We start from the raw sequence: 21,465 nt of genomic DNA on the forward strand, positions 1-21,465 counted from the left end.
AGTCCGCGACAGCGGATTTTTTCGTGGCCAAGCCGGATGTCCCGGATGACTATCCCGAATGACGTCAGCACGAGTCATGCCAACGGATGATGCCTGATGCACCGCCTTGCGCGATCGCCAAAGCACTGTCCGCGGACACTTCGTCCGCGGACGCGGACAGATATCGAAGTTCCATCCGGCTGGCGTTAGCCAGCCCGCCGGAACGTGAGGTTGATGCGGCAATCGCCCAACGCAGCGTGATGGTTCGGCTTCAGCGGCAGCACGCCGTGATAGCGCAGCCGCGCCGGGCCGCCCCACACGACCACGTCGCCATGTGCCAGCGGCACGCGTTGCGGGTAGTCCGAGCGCTGCAAGCCGCCGAACAGGAACACCACCGGAATGCCCAGCGAGACCGACACGATCGGCTGACCCAGGTCGTGCTCATCGCGGTCCTGATGCAGGCTCAGCCGGGTACCCGCCTCGTAGCGGTTGACCAGGCAGGCATCCGGCACGAAGCCGGCGAAACCGGCGTGCGCTGCGGTGGTAGCCGCCAGGTGCAGGAAGGCCGCTGGCATCGGCGGCCATGGCTTGCCGCTGTCCGGGTCGATCGGATCGTAGCGGTAACCGCGGCGATCGCTGACCCAGCCCAGCGGTCCCGCATTGGTCATGGCCACCGACATGCGGAAACCGCCGGGCGTGACCAGATGGCGGAACGGCGCCCGCGCCACGATCGCGTCGAGCGCCTGCAGCAACGCCGCCTCATCCGCCAGCGCAAACCCGCGCAGCACCATCGCGCCCTCGCACAATGGCTCGTCCCGACGGACAGGAGCAGGAGCGGCAGCGAACAGGTCGGTGGTGATCATGTGGCGTCGTGAAAGATGATGCCGAGCGTGTGGCGATGGCCGCTGCGCACGCGGCTGACGCCGTGGCGCATATTCACCCGGTAGCTGCCGCGCGTACCTTGCACCGGACGCTGGTGTACCGCGAACACCACCGCATCGCCCTGGCGCAGCGGCACCACGTCGGCGCGCGACTGCATGCGCGGGCGCTGCTCGGTCAGCACGAACTCGCCGCCGCTGAAATCGCGTCCCGGCTCGGACAACAGGATCGCCAGCTGCAGCGGGAATACGTGTTCGCCGTACAGATCCTGGTGCAGGCAGTTGTAGTCGCCCGCACCGTACTGCAGCAGCAACGGGGTGGGACGCCGCTGGCCGGCGGCGTGGCAGCTGGCGATGAATTCGGCATGCGTGGCGGGGTAGCGCACGGCCAGTCCTATCGACGCGTTCCAGCGGTTCGCGATCGGCACCAGTTGCGGGTAGATCGCGCCGCGCAGCTCGGCCACCAGCTCGGGCAGCGGATAGTTGAAGTAGCGGTATTCGCCACGGCCAAAACCGTGGCGGCCCATCACCACGCGGCTGCGAAACCGTCCATCGTCCGCGTACAGGCTGGCCAGCGCCGCGCACTCCTGCGGCGACAGCAGGGCTTCCAGCATCGCGCAGCCGTGCGCGTCGAGTTCGTCGGCGATACCGGCCCAGTTGTACACCTGCAGCCGCGGGTCGGTTTCGGGGGCAGGGTGCAAGCGCGCATTCATGCCTTTGCCTCGCGCTCCAGCAGCGCGCGCTTGCGCTGCACGCCCCAGCGATAGCCGGACAGGCCGCCGTCGTTGCGCACCACGCGGTGGCACGGAATCGCGACCGCCAGCATGTTGGTGGCACAAGCCTGCGCCACCGCCCGCGTGGCCTTGGGCGAACCGATGCGCCGCGCGATCTCGCTGTAGCTGGCGGTGCTGCCGGCCGGGATCTCGCGCAACGCCCGCCACACGCGCTGCTGGAACGCGGTGCCGCGCACGTCCAGCGGCAGGTCCAGGCCGATCGCCGGCGCCTCGATGAAGCCGACCACCTGCGCCACCAGTCGCTCGTAGTCGCGGTCGCCGCCGAGCAGCCTGGCCTTGGGGAAGCGATCCTGCAGGTCGCGCGCCAGCGCGTCCGGATCGTCGCCGAGCAGGATTGCGCACACGCCGCGTTCGCTCTGCGCCACCAGGATCGCACCCAGCGAGCACTCGCCGATGGCAAAGCGGATCTCGCTGTCGGCGCCGCCGGCGCGATAGCTGGAAGGCGTCATGCCCAGCACCTGGTTGGCGGTTTCGTAGAAACGGCTGCTGGCGTTGTAGCCGGCGTCGAAGATCGCCTCGGTCACCGAAGCGCCGCGCTCCAGCTCGTTGCGCACGCGCCGGCTGCGGTGCGCCGTGGCGTACTGCTTCGGGGTCACGCCGGTGACGGCCTTGAACACGCGGTGGAAGTGGAACGGGCTGAGCCCGGTCGGCTGCGCCAGTTGTTCAAGCGTGGGCGCCGTCTCGGCCTGCTCGATCAGCCGGCAGGCGGCGGTGACCATCGCCGCGTGCTGTTCCGCCAGCGACGGCTGATTGGGCTTGCAACGCTTGCACGGGCGAAAACCGGCGCGTTCCGCGTCGGCCGCGGTGGCGTGGAACGCCACGTTCTCGGGCCGCGCCGGGCGCGCCGCGCAGGACGGGCGGCAGTACACGCCGGTGGTTTTCACCGAATAGAAGAAGCTGCCGTCGGCACGCGCGTCGCGCGCCTGCAGCGCGGCCCAGCGCGGGTCGGCCAGGGTGATGGCGGCAAGCTCGGCATGTTTATCGAGGGTCTTCATGGTTGTTCCTTCCGTCAGATTATCGCGCAAGGCTCAATCTACGGATCAGCAACCGCCGCGGCACCCCGGGTCTTGCGGTCGAATTCGAACTGGTTCACCGGCAGGAGCGCCCATGGGCGCTCCTGACGTCCACCAGCACCAGTTCCGCATCTTCCAGCGCGATCACTTTCAGCGTCGCCTCGTCACGGATCGCCGCGCCGTCGCGGGCGTCCAGCTTCACGCCGTTCAGTTCCACCGCGCCGGTGGCCGGCACCAGGTAGGCGTAGCGGCCGGGGGCCAACGGGTACTCGGTGCTTTCGCCGGCCTTGAGCGTCGCGCCCAGCACGCGCGCGTCGGTGCGCAGCGGCAGTGCCTCGGTGTCTTCCTTGAAGCCGCTGGCCAGGGCTACGAAGCGACCCGAGCGCTCGCCTTTCGGAAACGGACGGGCGCCCCACGCTGGCGGTTCGCCGTGACCGTCGGGGATGATCCAGATCTGGAAGATGCGCGTGCTCTCGTTCTCCAAGTTGTACTCGGCGTGGGTGATGCCGCTGCCTGCGCTCATCACCTGCACGTCGCCGGCCTCGGTGCGGCCCGCATTGCCGAGGCTGTCCTTGTGGCTGATCGCACCTTCGCGCACGTAGGTGATGATTTCCATGTCCGCGTGCGGATGCGGCGGAAAGCCCGTTTGCGGAGCAATGGTGTCGTCGTTCCACACGCGCAGCGCGCCCCAGCCCATGCGGCCGGGGTCGTTGTAGCCGGCGAACGAGAAATGATGCTTGGCCTTGAGCCAGCCGTGATCGGCTCCGCCCAGGCTGTCGAAGGGTCTGCGTTCAATCACGGTGGTGCTCCTCATGTTCATCGCGCCAGGCTGGCGCCTGGGTACAACATAAGGCTACGCAGCGCCGTCTGAAACGGGCGCGAAGGAAACGGATTGTCGTCGTTTCCGCGCCAGTGGCCGACTCACCAGTCGGTGGGCCGGTAATCCTTCAGGAACTGGCCCCACACGTGCTCGCCGGTGTTGATGCCGTGGATGATCGGATCGACGATGCGCGCGGCGCCGTCGACGATGTCCAGCGGCGGGTGGAAGCGTTCTGCCAGCACCTTCTTCGCGGCCAGCTCGGCGGGGTCTTCGTCGGTCACCCAGCCGGTGTCGACGCTGTTCATGTGGATGCCGTCGTTGTGGTAATCGGTGGCCGAGGTGCGCGTCATCATGTTCAGCGCGGCCTTGGCCATGTTGGTGTGCGGGTGGCGGGTGGTCTTGAAGTTGCGGTAGAACTGACCCTCCATCGCCGACACGTTGACGATGTGCTTGTCGCGTTCGGGCGTGCGCAGCATCAGCGGCTTCAGCCGCGCGTTGATGATGAACGGCGCGATCGCATTCACCAATTGCACCTCCAGCAACTCCACCGACGGCACTTCGGCCATCAGCAACCGCCACGAATTGCGCTGGCGCAGGTCGATCTGCTGCAGGTCCTGGTCCAGCCGGCCTTCGGGAAACAGGTGGCTCTGCGCCAGCAGCTCTTCCGGCAGCAGCGGCAATTGCGACAGCTCGGCGGCGCGGCTCAGCCCGGGCAGGTCGGAAGCGCGGCCGGCCAGCGCCGTCGCACCAGTCTCGGGCAGGAGGTTCGCGCCACGCAGGCCTTCGTAATGGCCGACCAGTTGGCGCACGTGCTCGGGCAGGTCGTGCAGCGCAGCGGTCTCGCCTTCCATCATGTGCGCGTAGAAATCCGGCGGGCGGCGCACGGTCTGGCAGGCGTTGTTGATGATGAAGTCCAGCCGCGGCCGGGTGGCCACCAGTTCCTGGCAGAACGCCTCGACGCTGGGCGTGTGGCGCAGGTCGAGGCCGTAGACTTGCAGGCGGTGGCCCCATTCGGCGAAGTCCGGTTCGGCCGCGTAGCGCGCCGCCGAGTCGCGCGGGAAACGCGTGGTAACGATCAGTTCGGCACCGGCGCGCAGCAGCTTCAGCCCGGCCTGGTAGCCGATCTTCACACGGCCGCCGGTGAGCAGCGCCACGCGGCCGCACAGGTCGGCCAGTTCGCCACGCTTGGCGTAGTTGAACGCGGCACAACCGGGGCACAGCTGGTCGTAGAAGAAATGGATGGCCGTGTACTTCTGCTTGCACACGTAGCAGTGCTTCGGTTCGATCGACTCGCGCGGCTGCGCGGCGTCGACCTCCGGCGGGACGTCGTGCGGCAGGAAACCTTCGGGCGCGAACACGTTCGGCGTGGTGAACACCGGCTTACGCCGCAGCGCGCGGATGCCGGTCTGGTTCAGCACGGTTTCCTCGGTCTCGATCTTGTTCGCATGGCGCGCTTTCTCGGCCGCCTTCAGCTTGACCCGGCGTGCCACCGGGTCGGGGTGGTAGACCTGCGCCACCGCCTGATGCAGGCGCTGGCGGTCGTCTGCCGGCAGCTGGTCCAGCAACTGGCGGTCGGCCGCCACCGATTCCAGCAGTGCCGCCGCGGTGCGCAGGCGCTCCAGCAGCGCGGTATCCGCGTTGTCGGGCAGGGGCGTGGGTGCGGGCGTGATCGTCAAGAGGGTCTTCCGTTGTTCAAGTAAGGGGCAGGGCACCACCATGCGCACCGCCAGCCGCCTATTTTGCCTGCTTTCTGGCCGGATTTCGGGAAACGGGGGCCAGCTGCCCTGATCGTGCGGCCCGCTCCAAGCAGACTCGAAGTTCAATTATTGGGCGCCGGCGCACACTTTCATGGCACGGGTGATGCAAAAGTGACAGCGTGGCCATCCAGGCGGGATGGCATGAGGACCCGGGCAGGGCGAGGCGCTGGCAGAGTTGAGCGTCGTGACCGCCCACAGCGACGAAGGTTGTTTTGTGAGTGTGTCGATAACCGCAAGCGTGCGTGTGCAAGAAGCCGTAACGGCTAAGCCTTTCGCTGTCTCCGTTCCATCCATCGACGCCCTGCTGGGCGACCTGCCTACCGCGCACCGCGCCTTGCCGATCGGACGCCGGATCGCCGGGCAGGGTTGCCATGGCGCGAAAACCACCACCCGATTCAACCCGGCCGGCTGCAAGATCCGCATCCGCTTCGTCTATTTTCCGGTGGTCGACGACAACGACCGCTGGGCGACCTGCCACCAGCACCTGATCGCCGCCGAGGTCCTGCTCAGCCGCGTATTCGCTGCCCGCGCCGCCGGCCTGCGGCCGATGGCTCCCTCGCTCGACTACGCCGCCGAGGCTCGCGCCACGGTACGGCCGCCGCAGGCCATGTTCCATCCGGCCACGCTGGAATATCGACGCTGGTACCGCGCCGACGGCACGGCGCGCGCGCAGCCGCTGACCCAGGAAGCGCTTTCACTGCGGCTGGCCGCCACCGACGACCTGCCGATGAAGGAAGCGCGCGCCCGCGTCGCGCAGCGCTCGCATGCCTTGTCGACGCTCGACCAGACGTGGCTGGTCGACCGCCGCCACACCCCGCTGGAACGGCGTCCGCTCAACCAGGCGGAGTACCGCGCCCTGGTCGGCGCCCTCGATGGCGTCTGGCAATTGTCGGCCGGTGCCTCGCACATGGAAGGCGCGAACCGCCGGATCGCGCTGCGCGTGGCTGCCGCGCTGGGCAGCCTGCTGGACGAATACGTCGCGTCGCCGTTCGAATCCGCCGCCTTGAGCGAAGCCTTCAACGAGCACCACCTGGCCCATCTGCGCCAGACCATCGAGAGCTCGCGCCAGGCGGAATCCGCCTCGTGCACCTTGCTGGCCGGCCCCAAGGCCTGGTTCGCCGCCAAGACGGCCCGGATGCGCGCCGAACACCAGATCGGCCTGTCGATGTCGCCGACCGCATCCCCCGCGATGCGCCTGTTGGGACGCCCGGTAGTTGCCGTGGTCGGCGGCCGCCTGCACACCTTCGTGGACGGCCGGCGTCCCGGTGCCCGTCTGGTCCCGGCCGAACCGGTCTACGCCACGTTCGGCTGAACGTGCAGTCGCTCCATCCCTGATCCATCCGGTTGCCGATGCAACTACCGGATGCACAACTGCGTATTCGCTCCCTGAACCCGTGCTCGCATCCCCGGCGGCTTGATCCGCCCGGCAACTACAGACACCGCGCGCTCTTTCCGATCATCCTTCGACAAGCTCAGGACGAACGGAAGGGTCCGGGTTCACGGAGTGCGAAAGACGGCCAGCTTGCCGCGCAGGAACGTGGCGGCGTCGATGTTGTGGCCATCGGCGAAGCGGATGGTGTAGCGGGTTCCGGATACCGACGAGCCGGTGGCGCAATAGACGATGAAGTCGTCCACGGTTTTCACCCGGCTGCCGGCGAAGCGCAGCTTCAGGCGCATGTGCGCGGCCGCGTGCTCCGCGTCGTAAGCACTGCCGTTGCGGATGAAACTGGCGCCGTGCAGCATGGCGACCGTGGTGATCAGGTAGTCGATTTTCTGTTGTTCGGTCGGTGGCGACGACACGGGTTGCTGGGCGAGTGCGGGCGTCAGCAGCAGGGCGAACAGCAGCCATGCCAGCAGCACCCTGAGCAGGCACGCGGGGACGGGTCGGTCGAGAGGGTGGCGTGTTGCGGGAAGCATGGGGCAGGGTCCTTTCATTCGGCGGCCCTAGAGCAGGCTTTCCAGCGGCAGCAGCTTGAGCATCTGCACTTCGATGCGACGCTGGGTGGTGGCGTCGGGGTCGCGGTCGTAGCTCACCGGTTTGCCGTTGTCGCTGGCCTGCCATTGCATGGCGCCGCCGTCCGTCTTCAGCGTCACGTGGTAGGCACTGGCGGGCATCGTGGCTGTGTCGAAGAACTGGGTCACCGCCGCAGCCAGCGGCGGGCAATCGACAATGAGGCCCATCTCGGTGTTCAGCAGTTTCGAACGGGCATCCATGTTCATCGAGCCGATGAACACCTGCTGTCGGTCCACCACGATCGCCTTCGCATGCAGGCTCACTCCGGACGAGGTGCCACCCGCGGTGGCGGGTTGGGCCACGCCGGCAGCGGGACGCAGTTCGTACAGCTGCACGCCACCTTCGAGCAGCGCACGGCGGTAGCGCGAATAGCCCGAGTACACCGCCGGCTCGTCGTTGGAGGCGAGCGAGTTGGTCAGCACTTTCACCGTGACGCCGCGCGCCGCGAGTGTGGTGAGATATTGCGTGCCTCGGTCGCCCGGAATGAAGTACGGCGAAATCAGCAGCAGTTCGTGCTGCGCGCCGTCGGTCAGCGCCTTGATGTCCGGACCGATGCGCAGCTGCGGCTGGTCGTGTCCGGCGTCGATTTTTTCCGGCTGGTCGGCGACCAGGCTGGCCGGCCCCCAGAACCACTTGCCCGGGCGGTCGGCGGAAGCACCGTGGGGCAGCTCGTCCAGCGTCGCCTGCGCATAGTCCGACTGCGCGAACACGCGCGCGTCGTGCGCCAGGTCCACCCGCAGCTTGGCCAGGTCGTAGTGGTCGGCATGCTTGCCGCTGAAGGCTTTCACCGGATAAGCGGCGTCGCAATTCCAGTAGTCGTCGAACGCTTGCGACGCCTGCTTCACCACCGGCCCGATCGCGATCAGGTCGAGGTCGCGGAAATTGGTGCTGTCGCCGGCATCGAAATAGGCGTCGCCGATATTGCGGCCGCCGACAATGGCGACGTTGCCGTCCACGATGAACGACTTGTTGTGCATGCGGCGGTTGAGCCGGTGCGCATCCAGCAGGAACTGGGTGGCTCTGGAGAAGAGGGATGGTTTTTTCGTGGCAAACGGATTGAACAGCCGCACCTCGATGTTCGGGTGGGTATCCAGCGCGTCGAACATGTCGATCGCCTCGCCCGCATTGATGTCGTCCACCAGCAGGCGCACGCGCACGCCGCGATCCGCCGCCGCCAGCAGCCGCTGCGCCACCAGCCGCCCGGTCGCGTCGTTGTCGAAGATGTAGTACTGCAGGTCGAGCGCGTGCTGCGCGTGGTCGGCCAGCGCCACCCGGCTCATCAGTGCGTTGGTGCTGCGCGTGAGCAGACGGAAGCCGGACTTGTCCTGGTGCTGCTTCACTTCGGCGTGCACGTAGCGCGCGCCTGCCGTGGCCATGGTCGGTGGCAATGCCTTCGACGACGGCTTGATCACCGCCGCCGGCGGCGAGCAGGCACCCAGCGCCAGACCCAGTGCCGCCAGTGCAACCGTCGTCATGAAGCGCCGCATGTCCACACCGCCTGTCTGCTGTAACCCGCGAGCCACTCCGGCCTGACCGCGACGCCGGTGGATTGACCATTACTCTGCGCAGACTGTCGTGAACGCGACGCGACCGGCCCGAACTCGTTCGCCCTGAGCCACAAACCGCGTTCACCCTGAGCCTGTCGAAAGGCACTGCCGAGATGCCGGCCCAACACCCCACGCTCCTTCCATCCATCTTTCTTCGACAAGCTCAGGACGAACGGAAGGAAATGTCGTTCGCCGAACCCAGCCGGCGCACGCCGGACCGGACCCGTGCGTGCGCCGCGTCAACCCGTCAACGCCTGCCACTCCGGGCAGGCGTTGCCCTCACAGCGCCACGGCGAACTTCACCATGACCTGGCCTGCCTTGTAGCTGCGATTGAACTGGTAGTCGTAGGTGCCGGCCAGCGACCAACGGTTGCCACCGGCGATCAGCAGGCCCGCGCCCAGCTCGGCCAGATCGCGGCCCGGCTTGACCCCGGTGGCGGTGAACGACGGCCCGCCGCTGGCGAACTGCGCGGTCTCGCTCACGCTGCGGCCGCTGAACGAATGCAGCCAGTTGGCATGCACCTCGGGGCGCACGGTCAGGTCGCCGGAGGTGGCCAGGTCGCGGGAGAATTTCATGCCCACGCCGGACTGCAGGAAATGGTACGTCTGCGCATCGACCGCCAGATTGACCGAGTTGCCGCCGAACTCGCGGTAGCCGGGCATGTTCATGCGCGTGTACTGCACGGTGGCGGTCGGCGTGATCACGCTGCGTCCATCGCCCACGTAGAAGTGATACCCGGTAGCACCGAACGCGGTGTACTGATGACCGCTGTAGTCGGCGCGCGCCGTCTCGTCGATCCCCGGGAACGCGACCCGGCGCGAGCTGGAATAATCATCCAGTCCATAGACCAGCGCCGCATGGGCGAACCACGGTCCCGGCGCATAACCCAGATAGGCGGTGGCCTGGTAGGAACGGATATGGCCGCGGCTGGCCGAGTCGAGGCCGTCGAGCGTGGAGCGGGCGTACCTGACGCCGACACCGGCCGTGGTCGCCTGGCTCAGCGGGAAATCCACACCGAGCATCGCGCCCTGGCTGTTGTCGGTATAGCCCTCGTAGCCCTGCCTGCCGCGCTGCGTGCCTGCATAGCCGAACGCCGCGCCCCACACTTGTGGACGGCGCTTGTCGGACTGGCATGCCGCGGCGTCATCCCGGCGCGACCGGTTCCGCTCATCGGTTGGGTCGCGCTGGTCGCACGCCGGCTGGATGGCGTCCATATGCTCGGCCCACAGCCCCTGGAACTGCTGGGTGACGCGGTAGCTCGCCTGCGGCGAGGCCAGGCTGACGGCACCTGGCTGGAGCTGCGCCAACGCGTCGGCTACGCTGGCGGCATCCGGCAGCAGCGTGATCGCCGTCAGCAGCGGCACGGTGGCTGGCGTCAACGGCAGCGCGTCGACGATCGGCGCAATCACCGGGGCCGTGGGATTGCTTACCGGGGCCACCACCTCCGCCAACGGAATCTGCGTCGCAATGATCTGCACCTGGCCGTTCGTGGTCGGCGCCGCCGAGAACAGGTAGCGCGTGGTGTTGCTGGTCGCGGTCACCGTGCTGCCATTGGTGCCGCTGGTGGCATCGACGATGTTGAAAATGCTGCCCACCGGGATCGGCCCGGTGACGGTCACGTTGACCTGCAGCGCGTTGCCGATGGTGGCCGCGCCGACCGGCACGATCTTGCCGTATAGCGATGGGCTGAAGATCGTGGTGTTGATGGTGCCGGCCACCGGAATCTTGAAGGCGCCTGCCACATTGAGCGTGTTGGTATCGAGCGTGTAGGCCGCGGCATTCGCTTGGCCGGTGATCAGTGCATTGCCGCCGACCACGTTGATCTGCTTGAGCCCGCTGGCGGCACCCACGGCACCATCCAGAATGCTGTCGGCCTGCAGCGTCAACGTGCCGGTACCGGCGCCCGCCGTATTGGTGATGGCGGCCTTGACGGTCTGGCCCGCGGCGACATTGATGAAGCCGTCGCCGGCAAAATCCATCGTCGAGCCCGTGTTGCTGGTAAAGCCGCCGTTGAAATTGACCGTGCCGGTGCCGGCCAACGAGAACGTGGTCGCGTAGACCGGGCCGTTGAAGCTGACCGTATTGGCGTTGGTGCCGGCGGAAATATTGAGGAAGGTGTTGCCGGTCGCGCCGACGAAGCCGGTTACCGTGGAGCTGCCGGTGAACAGGATGCTCGCCGTATTGGCCGCGTCAGTGGTGATCGCGCCGCCGGGGTCATTGCCGGTGTTGATGTCCTGGTTGCCGACAGTCAGCAGACCGGGGCCTTGCGTATCGACGCCGCTGGCCACGCCGACCGGGCTGACCACGCCGGGCAGCACGACGACTTCACGGGCCACGGTCATCGGCAGCCAGGCCAGCATGGTCGTGCCAAGGAGGGGAATCAGTAGGTTTTTTTTCACGGGGAATGTCCTAGAGGGTGGACGAACAAAGCTTGCGGCGGTGCCTGGCCCACTGGGTCAGCAGGTGCTCGAAACGCTCGTCAGTCCCCGTTTGGCGTATCACCCCGGAGGTAAACGTGTGGAACCATGCACTCGATATCTCTCACCGCCGAATCGGCGATGTTCCCGTGCAGATGGTTTTCTGCATGACCGGATGGAATGGCATGTCCGACGGATGCCGTCGCACGCGTGTTTCGGTGACTCGTGCGAGCGTGAAGGCCTGGTGTCGGGCGAAGCATGATGCGAAGAACGCCAGGGTCTGCCCTGGTGCATTCATCGCGATCATGTGGGGAGGGATGTGGGTGCAACGGAGGGCAGTACGCACGAGACGGCGTGATGCGGGCGTGCATGGGCAACATCGCACCATCGTTTGTCTTCGGCACGCAACGCCGTCGCACACTGCACGCGGCCGCCGAAACAGTTCAAGGATCACTACAAGGATGCGAACGCTTTCCCGGATACCGTTCGTGGTGAGCCTGTCGAACCATGGACGGTATCGGTGTCGGCCGTCCATCCTTCGACAGGTTCAGGGCGAACGGCCTTCGTATCGACAGGAACGGCAACGCGAGCGTTGTCATCGAAGCAGCGCATCAGCAGCGTCGAAACCCGGATCGTGGTGAACGTCACGCGGCGGGCCAGACGCGAAGCCGCCAACGCCGCACGCTCCACGAGAGAGCGCCGCGAGCACCACCGCCACCACGGCCTGCCGAACCACAACGCGCAGCGAGTGCAGCGCGAAAAGAAGGTGCGCGATCACTGACAGAATCTCGCGGGCGAGGCTTTCTGCTTCACGCACCGACCGGCGAGCTCCAGTCACGGAGCGTTTTGCTCCGGCACCGAAGCTCCGGATTCGACACGCGAGGTTTTTTTGTCCGTCGATGGAGCTGCGGAACTGCAGCGCTGAGGCTTTTTTGCTCGACGCCGGAGCAAAAAGCCCCGACGCCGGAGCAGGGAAGGGCAACGCCGAAGTTCTTTCGTCCGACGCCCGGGCAAAAACACACGACGATGGCGTTCCGCGCCCCGCGCAAGAGGCCGTGGGAACCGCCGATGCGATCCCGCGTACCGACTGCGCAGCGGAAAGCATCGGGTGTGGCCGGCAAAGCGCGTGTGCCATCACGTTTTCGCTGCGCTATGCTCGGCCGGTATTTCGGGGGGAATGGATGACCATGCAGCGCTGGCTGATCGCCGCCGCCATCACCTGCGTCGCCGCTACAGGCTGTAGCAAGGCAGACGGTGAAGCGACAACCACCACACGCCGACCGCAACAGGCCGGCCAGGGCACGAACCCGCTAATCACCGCCGGCCATCTCGCCGGCGTCGAGGTTGCGGGCCTGAGCGGCGACCAGCACGCCATGCAGGCGCACGTCAACGCGATGCACAAAAACATGATGCGCGACATGCGTCTGGTCGACCCGTCCCGCCGCATCGACCACGAAGCCGCCCGCGCCGCCGTGCGCCCGCTGCAAGGCGTGCAGTCCGCCGTCTGGATCGACAACGCCAACCTGCTGGTGATGGTCGGCGGCGGCCAATACCGCAGCATGGCAATGATCGACAACGTCTGCCTCGCCCTGGAACCGCTGGGCGACACGCTGAGCGTTGTCGTCAACGTGCAGGACGTGATGGCGGCGACGTCAGAAGACGCGGATACGTTGTCGCGAAATTGCCAGCTCGGGGCAGGGGAGCGGGCGATGTTTCAGCAGAAGCGGCAGGTGGATGTGCTGGATCCGGAGGTGAGGCGGGTGTTTCGGGTGCAGCAGGAAGCGGGTAAATGAACCTAGCCTCTTATTTTTCTATTTTCCCACTGAATAAAAATGGGGCGCTCAGTCACGACAGGAACCGTTGGTCACTTGGTTGTGTTTTCCGATGGAGTTTCGGAAGACGGCGAATGGCGTGGTAAATGGACTATTCACCGACCTGACCGTGAGTTGGCCGCAACGAATGGCGGCCTGCTTTTGGTCGCCGATGGCGAGACGCAAGAGATTTACAGTGATCAAGTGGAAGCACAGAAGGTGAGCCACGAGATAGGTATGTCGCGGGCCCAAGAGCTTTACGACGAGAGATAGAGACCCGCGCACCATCGGTGCACTAAACAGGACAGGGATTTCACGCATGGCATGTAACTCGATTGACTGGAACGCGGTGGGAGCCGTGGCAACGGCCGTTGCCACACTCGTGGCCCTTTGGTTTGGCCTGAACGAGACCTTTCGCCGACGTCGAGAACGGACGATTCGCGGGCGAGTTGCCCTCAGCATGCTGCTGCCAGAGATCGCCAGATTGGTGGCGCTTTTTGATCTCGTTGAAGGTCACTACCGAGGGATTCAAGAAAATCCGGAAAAGCTGCGACACCACGGATTGGCGCTTGCCAGTTTGGCGCCGGCGTTCGAAACGCCGTTGACGAAATACTCGCCGGCCGACTTTTGCGACTTGCCCGAGATGTTCGGTTACAACCTGCCGACGGTAATTCACTCGCTTCGCGCCGTTGCGGCATTCGCCGTGCAGACAAGAACTCGGATGATCGGTGTGGATGGGCCACGTCCCACGGATGCCGTTACCCACCTTGATGCCGAATACGAAACCAAGAGGCAGCGCGAGCAGGAAACGTTTGACGCACACATTGTGGCCGCCTTGGACTACACGCACAGCTGCAGCATTGAATTTCGCGCAGCGATGTCGTATGCAGAAAAACACCTCCTGCCGCTGCAGATGGCGAACATGGCCAATCGCCTTCCAGAGCGATTCGAATCGCAACCACCGCCGAAAATCTGAGAGGCTCATGCGGCGATCCTTTCCGGCATTGCCCATCGACCAGACCCCACGCGAACAGCGATGCGTTGCAGGGTCTGTCGGATCTTAGGAATCAAAGGTGTCCGTCAAACTCGGGCCATCTCAGAGTCACTTATAGAAACATTTTGTCTTAGTCGTGCAAATCACAAGGAGAGAAACTATGCGTTTGATCCAATGGAGTTTGGCAATCCTGCTGCTGGCCGGTCTGACCGGCTGCCAGTCGTCGTTGATGGTGAAGTCGGGCGGCTCGGCGCCGATGCCTGAGCCGGGCAAGGCATTGGTGGTGTTCATGCGGCCGTCGTCGCTCGGCGGGGCGATCCAGTCGTCGGTGTATGACACCAGTGACAAGGAAGACAAGTTCATCGGCATCGTGTCGAGCAAGACCAAGATCGCCTACCAGGCCGAACCGGGGGAGCACTTGTTCATGGTGATCGCCGAGAACGCGGACTTCATGGTCGCGCATCTGGACGCGGGCAAGACCTACTACGCACTGGTCAGTCCGCGCATGGGCGTGTGGAAGGCGCGCTTCTCGCTGTTGCCGATCCACAACCAGGCCGGTGCGAAGTACAGCGTGCAGTCGTCCGATTTCCGCGAGTGGATGGACAAGACCGCCTGGGTCAACGTCACGCCAGCCGCCGAAGCATGGTACCGCGAGCACGCCGCGGACATCCGCGAGAAGAAGCTCGACTACATGCGCCGCTGGAACACGGCCGATGCCGAACAGCGGGCCGAGCTGACGCTGCCTGCTGCAGACGGCATCTAGCTTACGCCGCGATTTCGCTCGACCAAGATTAAAGAGCGGCGCCGTATCGCTACGGCGCCGTTCCTGTTTTCCCGAGCCGCATCCAAGGCGCGGAGGACGGAGTTCTGATCGCGTCGTTCTGCGCCACGCATACCGCCCGCGTTTGTGAACCGCCCGCAGAACGCACAAACTTCGGACCATTCCATTCCGGGAGGCAGACCATGACAACAGGGCAGCTTGCGCCACCGTGGCAGATGTCGCGCTGGTTCAACAGTGCGCCGCTGACCCTGGCCGACCTGCGTGGACGCGTGGTCGTTGCGCATGCTTTTCAGATGCTGTGTCCGGGTTGCGCGATGCAAGCGCTGCCGCAGATGCAGCGCGTGCGGCAGACTTTCCCTGCCGATCGTGTGGCGGTGATCGGGCTGCATACGGTGTTCGAGCACCACGAGGCGCAAGGGCCACTGGCGCTGGAAGCGTTTCTGTACGAATACCGCTATGCGTTCCCCGTCGGCGTGGACGCGCACGCCGATGGCGACCCGCTGCCGCTGACGATGCGCGCCTACGCTATGCAAGGCACGCCCACGCTCATGCTGATCGATGCGCAGGGGCGGCTGCGCGAACAGCACTTCGGAGCGCTGGACGATCTTGCGCTGGGCGCAGCGCTGGGCAGGTTGTTGGAGGAGGCCGATGCTGCGAAAGCAGGGGCGAACCCATGAACCTGACACGGATGGCGCTTGCCTGAGCGCTGCCTCGCGGGAATGACGAGGAGTGCGGGGTTTCGCCAAGCCACGACCCGTGTTCACCTGCAGGACATCTTGAGACCCTAAAACTTCACCGTTTGAACCGTGGGAGTAGTAGTGCGATACGGCAAATCCGAAAACACTGCCTGCTGGAGCAGATCGCGTTCCCACACTGCATGTTGGGGTTTGTTGCTGCTCATCTGCGCAGGTTTGGCAGGCACGGTGCCTGCCCACGGCAGCACGGTACGTAGCGGCGGGAAAGCAATCCCGCAGCGGATGGCCATCCAGGTCAACGACGACCGCATGACGGTAACGATGGCCGGCGCGCCGCAGGTTTATCTGTATGGCGTGATCGACGCCGACGCGCCGACGCGCTTCGAGGCGCTGGTGAAGTCGGGGAAGATCCCGCCCGGGTCCGATATCTATCTGAATTCCGCGCAGGGCGACCTGGCTGCCGGCATGGCGCTGGGGCGGCTGTTCCGCGCCGGCTCGATGACGACGCACCTTGGAACGCCGCGACGCAAAGGCCGTGCCGGGTATCGGGGCATCAAGGCGGCCGTCTGCAGCGGAGCCTGTGCCTATGCCTACTTCGGCGGCCTCTACCGGTGGGCTCCCACGGGCAGTGATCGCATCGGCCTGAGTCGTCAGCAGGCTGCGGGCAACACGCCGATCCAGTTGACGAGCGGTGAGGCGGATGCGTATCTGAAGAACATGGGCATCGATCTCGAAGCGCTCGCACCGGTGCCGACGTCGCCAGTCGATTCGCCGATCTGGCTGACCGCGGATCAGATGACCGTCGCCGGCCTGGCCAACAATGGCCGACTCCCTCTCAAGACGAAAAGCTGGCTTCTGCCGCCCGCGCCTTTCCTGGAACTTCAGCAGGACGATCGCGACGGCAGCCATCGGCTCGTCCTGCAATGCAAGCCGGGCAGCGTGACGCTGACCGCGTACGATCTGGTGGGCGCAACCCGTGCCAGGCAGATCGTGGCGCACGAAACGCGATCGTATTTCGAAGTCGACCGCCAGGAAGTGCTGGTCGAGCCGCGCGGTGCGGCCCGCGTCGTCGATAGCGCTGTCGTGATAACCCGGCCTTATCCGCCCACCGAGTTGGGAAGCCTGCTTTCGTCGCGATCCATCGGTGCCTGGGTCGGCGGCAGGCGCAGCGCGTTCCGCTACGGCGCCACCTTCATGCTCTATCCCGCCCGGCACGCCATCAAGGATTTCTACAACGCCTGCTGGCGCGCTGCGCCCTGGCCGGTCAAACCGTCACCGAAGAAGGGCTGAGCCTGTTCACGCGCGGCTTGGTTGCCGCGGGAAGAAGCGCGTGTGCGGTGGTCGCCAACGAATACGTTGGCCCATGACTTCCGACCTCCAATGACCTCTGACCCTTCGAGGGATACCTGACGCCGACGTAGCCTGCGCCCGACCATCCGGTGACTCACCCGATGGCCGAGGACGGAGAGCGAAACGATGCCTGCTCCAGGTGGCCATCCCCAGGCCCGGCAGGCAGGCAAAACCGTCCAGAACTCCCCATGCGGACTGCCAAACGGTTTGGCGGGCTCATGTCCCCACAGTCGTTATCAAACGGAATCAGGAGATCCCATGAACAACAACTCCCTCTCAAGCAACCGCCCCCGGCACCGCCGCGGCTTCTTCATGCGAAGCCTGGCGATGGCGGCTGTCATCGGCGTGTGTGGCGCGGCGGGATCCGCCGCGGTCTACGCACAGGCCACCGCGGGCAATGTCTTCGGAAAAGCCCCGGCGGGCGACACCATTACCGCGCACAGCACGACGACCGGACTCCAGCGCGAGGCTCAGGCAGATGCCAAAGGTCGTTACAGCATCGGCCCGCTGCCGGTTGGTGTTTACACGGTGACGCTGGAAGAGGACGGTCATTCCGTCGTCAAGCATCTGAACGTGCCGGTCGTCGTGGGCCGCGGCATCAAGGTCGACTTCAATTGCGTCCAGGGCCAGTGCGCACAGCTTGCGAGCAAGCCGTAACGCGATCGCCAGGTCAGGGTGAGCGAAGCGAACCCCAACGAGGCACCGCGCTGGGCGGGTTATGGGGCTCACGTTGCTCACCGCAACCTGCGTAGCCTCGCTTCAGTGGAAACAACAACGGCGCCGTAGCGATACGGCGCCGTTGTTGTTTCGGCGAAAGACGCTGGATGCCAGCTTTCGCCGACATGACGAGCGAAGAATCAGAGCGCCTCGAAGATACCCGCCGCGCCCATGCCGGTGCCGATGCACATGGTCACCATGCCGTACTTCTGCTTGCGCCGGCGCATGCCGTGCACGAGCGTGGCGATGCGCACGGCGCCGGTGGCGCCGAGCGGATGGCCCAGCGCGATGGCACCGCCGAGCGGGTTGACCTTGCCCGGGTCGAGGCCGAGGTCGCCGATGACGGCCAGCGCCTGGGCGGCGAACGCTTCGTTGAGCTCGATCCAGTCCAACTGGTCCTGGCTGATGCCGGTCTGGCGCAGCGCTTTCGGGATCGCTTCCTTCGGGCCGATGCCCATCACTTCCGGCGGCACGCCGGCGACGGAGAAGCCGACGAAGCGGGCCAGCGGCTGCAGGTTGTACTGCTTGATCGCCTTCTCGCTGGCCAGCAGCACGGCGCCGGCGCCGTCGGACATCTGCGAGGAGTTGCCGGCGGTGACGCTGCCGCCGAACTGGCCGTTGCGGAACACGGTTTTCAGCTTGGCCAGCACTTCGGCGGTGGTACCGGCGCGCGGGCCTTCATCCATGTCGATGCTGCGGCTGTCGGTCTTGATGCCGCGGCTGGCCAGGTCGGGGTAGTGGTCGTCGAGCTGGAACGGGGTGATCTCGTCCTTGAACTCGCCGGCGGCCTGGGCGGCGAGCGCGCGGCGATGGCTTTCCACCGAGAACGCATCCTGCTGCTCGCGGCTGACCTTCCACCGCTTCGCCACGTTCTCGGCGGTGATGCCCATGCCGTAGGCGATGCCGATGTTCTCGTCGTTGAAGATCGCCGGGTTCATCGCGACCTTGTGGCCCATCATCGGCACCATGCTCATGCTCTCGGTGCCGCCGGCGAGCATCAGGTCTTCCTCGCCGAGGCGGATGCGGTCGGCCGCCATCGCCACCGACTGCAGGCCGGACGAGCAGAAGCGGTTGACAGTGACGCCGGGCACGGTGTCGGGCAGGCCGGCCAGCAACAGGCCGATGCGCGCCACGTTCATGCCTTGTTCGGCCTCGGGCATGGCGCAGCCGATGATGACGTCGCCGATCTGCCGCGGGTCGACGCCCGGCGCCTGCGCCATCACAGCGCGGATCACGTGGGCGAGCATGTCGTCCGGCCGGGTGTGGCGGAACACGCCGCGCGGCGCCTTGCCGACCGGGGTGCGGGTGGCGGCGACGATGTAGGCGTCTTGCACTTGCTTGGTCATGGGATTTGCTCCGTGGCGTCGCGCGTGAAGCAGCGACGCGTCTTCAGTTTTTTGATCGTCATCCCAGCGCAAGCTGGGATCCAGTGTCGTTGTCGTGGATCGAAGTCGCTGGACCCCAGCTTGCGCTGGGGTGACGACCCTTCAGTTCCTCAGCGGTTTGCCGGTGCTCATGGTGTGGGCGATGCGGGCCTGGGTTTTTTCGGTCTTCGCCAGTTCCACGAAGTGCTTGCGTTCCAGCGCCAGCAACCATTCCTCATCGACCGTCGAACCGCGTTCGATCACACCGCCGCACAAGGTGTCGGCGATGCGCGAGGCGATGTCCACGTCGTGCTCGGAAGCGAAGTAGCCGGCTTGCAGGTTGGCCAGCGAGGCGCGGAAGGTGGCGGTACCGACGTCGCCGGCGACCGGGATCGCACGCGCCGGCAGCGGCGGGCGGTAGCCGCTTTCGGCCAGACCGTTGGCAACTTGCTTGGCCACGTAGAGCAGCTCGTAGGCGTTGAACACGACCACGTCGCTGTCGCGCAGCAGGCCCATGTTCTTCGCTTCGATCGCGCTGGGCGAGACCTTGGCCATCGCCACGGTTTCGAACACCTTCTTCAATTCCTCGAACGGGTCGGTCGGGTTCGCTTTCGCCGCGCGCACTACCAGCTCGTGCAGGCCACCACCGGCCGGCAACAGGCCGACGCCGGCCTCGACCAAGCCGATATAGCTTTCCAGTGCCGCCACGGTGCGCGCCGAATGCATCTGGAACTCGCAGCCGCCGCCGAACGCCATGCCGCGTACCGCGGCCACCACCGGCACCAGCGAGTGCTTGATCGCCATGCTGGTGCGCTGGAAGTTGGCCACCATCTTCTCGAAGTCGTCGAACTTGCCGGCCTGCAGCAAGCCCAGTGCACCCTTGAGATCCGCACCGGCGGAGAACGGCTCGCCGGTCTGCCAGATCACCACGGCCTTCAGCTTCTCTTCGGCCAGCCTGATCGCGTGCTGCACGCCGTCGAGCACGAAGTCGTTGACCGTGTTCATCTTGGTCTTGAACGAGAGGATGCCAATGCCGTCGTCGCCCAGCGTCCACAGGCGCACGCCATCGTTCTCCCACACCGTGGTGCCCTGGTCGAATTTCTCGCCGATCAACGGATCGGGGAACAGCTGACGCTTATAGACAGGGTGCTGCGAACGCGGCTTGTCGGCGTTGGCGCTGGCCGAGTACGAACCGTCCTTGCCATGGACGCCTTTACGGCCATCGGTGACCCATGCCGGCAGCGGCGCCTTGCTCATCGCCTTGCCGGCGGCGATGTCTTCGTTGATCCAGCCGGCCACCTGTTGCCAGCCCGCGGCCTGCCAGGTCTCGAACGGACCGAGCTTCCAGCCGTAGCCCCAACGGATCGCGAAGTCGACGTCGCGCGCAGTGTCGGCGATGTCGGCCAGGTGGTAGGCGGTGTAGTGGAACAGGTCGCGGAAGGTCGCCCACAGGAACTGGGCCTGTAGATCGCTCGACGCGCGCAGCTTGCCGAACTTCTCGGCCGGGTCCTTGATCGCGAGGATCGCCGCGACTTCGTCGGATGGCTTCTGCTCGGAGGCACGGTAATCCTTTGCCGCCGGATCAAGCACCACGATGTCCTTGCCGGCCTTCTTGTAGAAGCCGTTGCCGTTCTTCTGGCCCAGCGCGCCCTTTTCGATCAGGCCGGCGAGCCACACCGGCGCCTTGAAATACTCATGCCACGGGTCGTCGGGCAGCGTATCGGCCATGGTCTTGATGACGTGCGCCATGGTGTCCAGGCCAACCACGTCGGCGGTCCGGTAGGTGGCGCTTTTCGGGCGGCCCACGGCCGGGCCGGTCAGCGCGTCGACGGTGTCGAAGCCGAGCTTGAACTGCTCGGTGTGGTGCATGGTGGCCAGCATCGAGAACACGCCGATGCGATTGCCGATGAAGTTCGGGGTGTCCTTGGCGATCACCACGCCCTTGCCGACGGTGGTGGTGAGGAAAGCTTCGAGGCCATCCAGCACGTTCCTGTCGGTGAGTCGGGTCGGGATCAGTTCGACCAGGTGCATGTAGCGCGGCGGGTTGAAGAAGTGCACGCCCGAGAAGCGATGGCGCATGTCTTCCGGCAGCGCCTCGGCGAGGCCGTTGATCGACAGGCCCGAAGTGTTGGAGGCAATGATTGCCGTCTTCGACAGGTGGCCGGCGATCTTCTTGTACAGGTCGAGCTTCCAGTCCATCCGCTCGGCGATCGCCTCGATCACCAGGTCGACGTCCTTCAGGTGGTCGAGGTCGTCGTCATAGTTGGCCGGGATGATCGCGGCGGCGAGATTCTTGTCGGCCAGCGGGGCAGGCGACAGCTTGGCCAGGTTGGCGATGGCTTTCAGCGCGATGCTGCTCTTCGGGCCTTCCTTGGCGGGCAGGTCGAACAGTACGGTTTCGACGCCGGCATTGGTCAGGTGCGCGGCGATCTGCGCGCCCATGACACCGGCGCCCAGCACGGCGGCCTTGCGGATGCGCAGCGCTGATGTGGGTGAGGATGCAGCGGTCATTGGCTTCTCCGAGGATGCAAAA

The 21,465-nt window shown here is 65.7% G+C and carries 18 protein-coding genes; 7 read left to right on the plus strand and 11 right to left on the minus strand.

Annotated elements, in window-relative coordinates; genetic code table 11:
- Window positions 1–185 precede the first annotated feature (185 nt).
- From alkB to ASG75_RS03375, 5 genes are all read right to left on the minus strand, one after another.
- Window positions 186–842: a DNA oxidative demethylase AlkB gene (gene alkB / locus ASG75_RS03355; protein ID WP_056385694.1), complete on the minus strand. Its 657-nt coding sequence runs from the start codon at window positions 840–842 to the stop codon at window positions 186–188.
- Entirely contained in the window at window positions 839–1,570 is a 732-nt protein-coding gene (locus ASG75_RS03360; protein ID WP_056385696.1) for a 2OG-Fe(II) oxygenase, read from the minus strand. The genes alkB and ASG75_RS03360 overlap by 4 nt, the downstream gene beginning before the upstream one ends.
- Window positions 1,567–2,646: a bifunctional DNA-binding transcriptional regulator/O6-methylguanine-DNA methyltransferase Ada gene (gene ada / locus ASG75_RS03365; protein WP_056385699.1), complete on the minus strand. Its 1,080-nt coding sequence runs from the start codon at window positions 2,644–2,646 to the stop codon at window positions 1,567–1,569. Before ada ends, ASG75_RS03360 begins: the two co-directional genes overlap by 4 nt.
- Before the next feature lie 94 nt (window positions 2,647–2,740).
- Entirely contained in the window at window positions 2,741–3,463 is a 723-nt protein-coding gene (locus ASG75_RS03370; RefSeq protein ID WP_056386986.1) for a pirin family protein, read from the minus strand.
- A 122-nt stretch (window positions 3,464–3,585) separates the two neighbouring features.
- Window positions 3,586–5,202, minus strand: coding sequence for an SDR family oxidoreductase (locus ASG75_RS03375; RefSeq protein WP_157616883.1), 1,617 nt, complete (start codon window positions 5,200–5,202; stop codon window positions 3,586–3,588).
- Between the two features lie 373 nt (window positions 5,203–5,575).
- Between ASG75_RS03375 and ASG75_RS03380 the strand changes: the two genes are divergently transcribed.
- A complete protein-coding gene (locus tag ASG75_RS03380) occupies window positions 5,576–6,553 on the plus strand; it encodes a hypothetical protein (RefSeq protein WP_235580138.1) in 978 nt (325 codons plus the stop codon).
- A 185-nt stretch (window positions 6,554–6,738) separates the two neighbouring features.
- On the opposite strand, the gene ASG75_RS03385 is transcribed toward ASG75_RS03380, so the two are convergent.
- The 4 genes from ASG75_RS03385 to ASG75_RS16195 form a co-directional block, all read right to left on the minus strand.
- Window positions 6,739–7,158, minus strand: coding sequence for a DUF5329 family protein (locus tag ASG75_RS03385; protein WP_056385704.1), 420 nt, complete (start codon window positions 7,156–7,158; stop codon window positions 6,739–6,741).
- 27 nt (window positions 7,159–7,185) lie between these two features.
- The gene (locus ASG75_RS03390) at window positions 7,186–8,730 is read right to left on the minus strand and encodes a phospholipase D family protein (protein WP_235580139.1); all 1,545 of its coding nucleotides are present in this window, start codon (window positions 8,728–8,730) and stop codon (window positions 7,186–7,188) included.
- Between the two features lie 351 nt (window positions 8,731–9,081).
- Complete coding sequence (locus ASG75_RS03395) at window positions 9,082–11,202, minus strand: autotransporter outer membrane beta-barrel domain-containing protein (protein WP_157616884.1); 2,121 nt, start codon at window positions 11,200–11,202, stop codon at window positions 9,082–9,084.
- A 613-nt stretch (window positions 11,203–11,815) separates the two neighbouring features.
- Window positions 11,816–12,037: a hypothetical protein gene (locus ASG75_RS16195; protein WP_157616885.1), complete on the minus strand. Its 222-nt coding sequence runs from the start codon at window positions 12,035–12,037 to the stop codon at window positions 11,816–11,818.
- An 82-nt stretch (window positions 12,038–12,119) separates the two neighbouring features.
- On the opposite strand from ASG75_RS16195, the gene ASG75_RS03405 reads away from it, so the two are divergent.
- From ASG75_RS03405 to ASG75_RS03430, 6 genes are all read left to right on the plus strand, one after another.
- The gene (locus tag ASG75_RS03405; protein WP_235580140.1) at window positions 12,120–13,013 is read left to right on the plus strand and encodes a hypothetical protein; all 894 of its coding nucleotides are present in this window, start codon (window positions 12,120–12,122) and stop codon (window positions 13,011–13,013) included.
- A gap of 337 nt (window positions 13,014–13,350) precedes the next feature.
- Window positions 13,351–14,007 (plus strand): hypothetical protein, encoded by a 657-nt coding sequence (locus tag ASG75_RS03410; RefSeq protein WP_157616886.1) that lies wholly within the window; start codon window positions 13,351–13,353, stop codon window positions 14,005–14,007.
- 178 nt (window positions 14,008–14,185) lie between these two features.
- Complete coding sequence (locus tag ASG75_RS03415) at window positions 14,186–14,788, plus strand: hypothetical protein (RefSeq protein WP_056385716.1); 603 nt, start codon at window positions 14,186–14,188, stop codon at window positions 14,786–14,788.
- A 200-nt stretch (window positions 14,789–14,988) separates the two neighbouring features.
- Window positions 14,989–15,483: a redoxin domain-containing protein gene (locus tag ASG75_RS03420; protein ID WP_056385718.1), complete on the plus strand. Its 495-nt coding sequence runs from the start codon at window positions 14,989–14,991 to the stop codon at window positions 15,481–15,483.
- A 300-nt stretch (window positions 15,484–15,783) separates the two neighbouring features.
- Window positions 15,784–16,791 (plus strand): hypothetical protein, encoded by a 1,008-nt coding sequence (locus ASG75_RS03425; RefSeq protein WP_056385720.1) that lies wholly within the window; start codon window positions 15,784–15,786, stop codon window positions 16,789–16,791.
- Window positions 16,792–17,109: 318 nt separating this feature from the next.
- The gene (locus tag ASG75_RS03430; protein ID WP_235580141.1) at window positions 17,110–17,508 is read left to right on the plus strand and encodes a carboxypeptidase-like regulatory domain-containing protein; all 399 of its coding nucleotides are present in this window, start codon (window positions 17,110–17,112) and stop codon (window positions 17,506–17,508) included.
- Between the two features lie 200 nt (window positions 17,509–17,708).
- On the opposite strand, the gene ASG75_RS03435 is transcribed toward ASG75_RS03430, so the two are convergent.
- Both ASG75_RS03435 and ASG75_RS03440 read right to left on the minus strand, forming a co-directional pair.
- Window positions 17,709–18,914, minus strand: a complete 1,206-nt coding sequence (locus ASG75_RS03435) for an acetyl-CoA C-acyltransferase (RefSeq protein ID WP_056385722.1) — start codon at window positions 18,912–18,914, stop codon at window positions 17,709–17,711.
- A 141-nt stretch (window positions 18,915–19,055) separates the two neighbouring features.
- A complete protein-coding gene (locus tag ASG75_RS03440) occupies window positions 19,056–21,443 on the minus strand; it encodes a 3-hydroxyacyl-CoA dehydrogenase/enoyl-CoA hydratase family protein (RefSeq protein ID WP_056385724.1) in 2,388 nt (795 codons plus the stop codon).
- Between the last annotated feature and the right edge of the window lie 22 nt (window positions 21,444–21,465).

The organism is Rhodanobacter sp. Soil772 (genome assembly GCF_001428385.1).
Taxonomy (GTDB): domain Bacteria; phylum Pseudomonadota; class Gammaproteobacteria; order Xanthomonadales; family Rhodanobacteraceae; genus Rhodanobacter.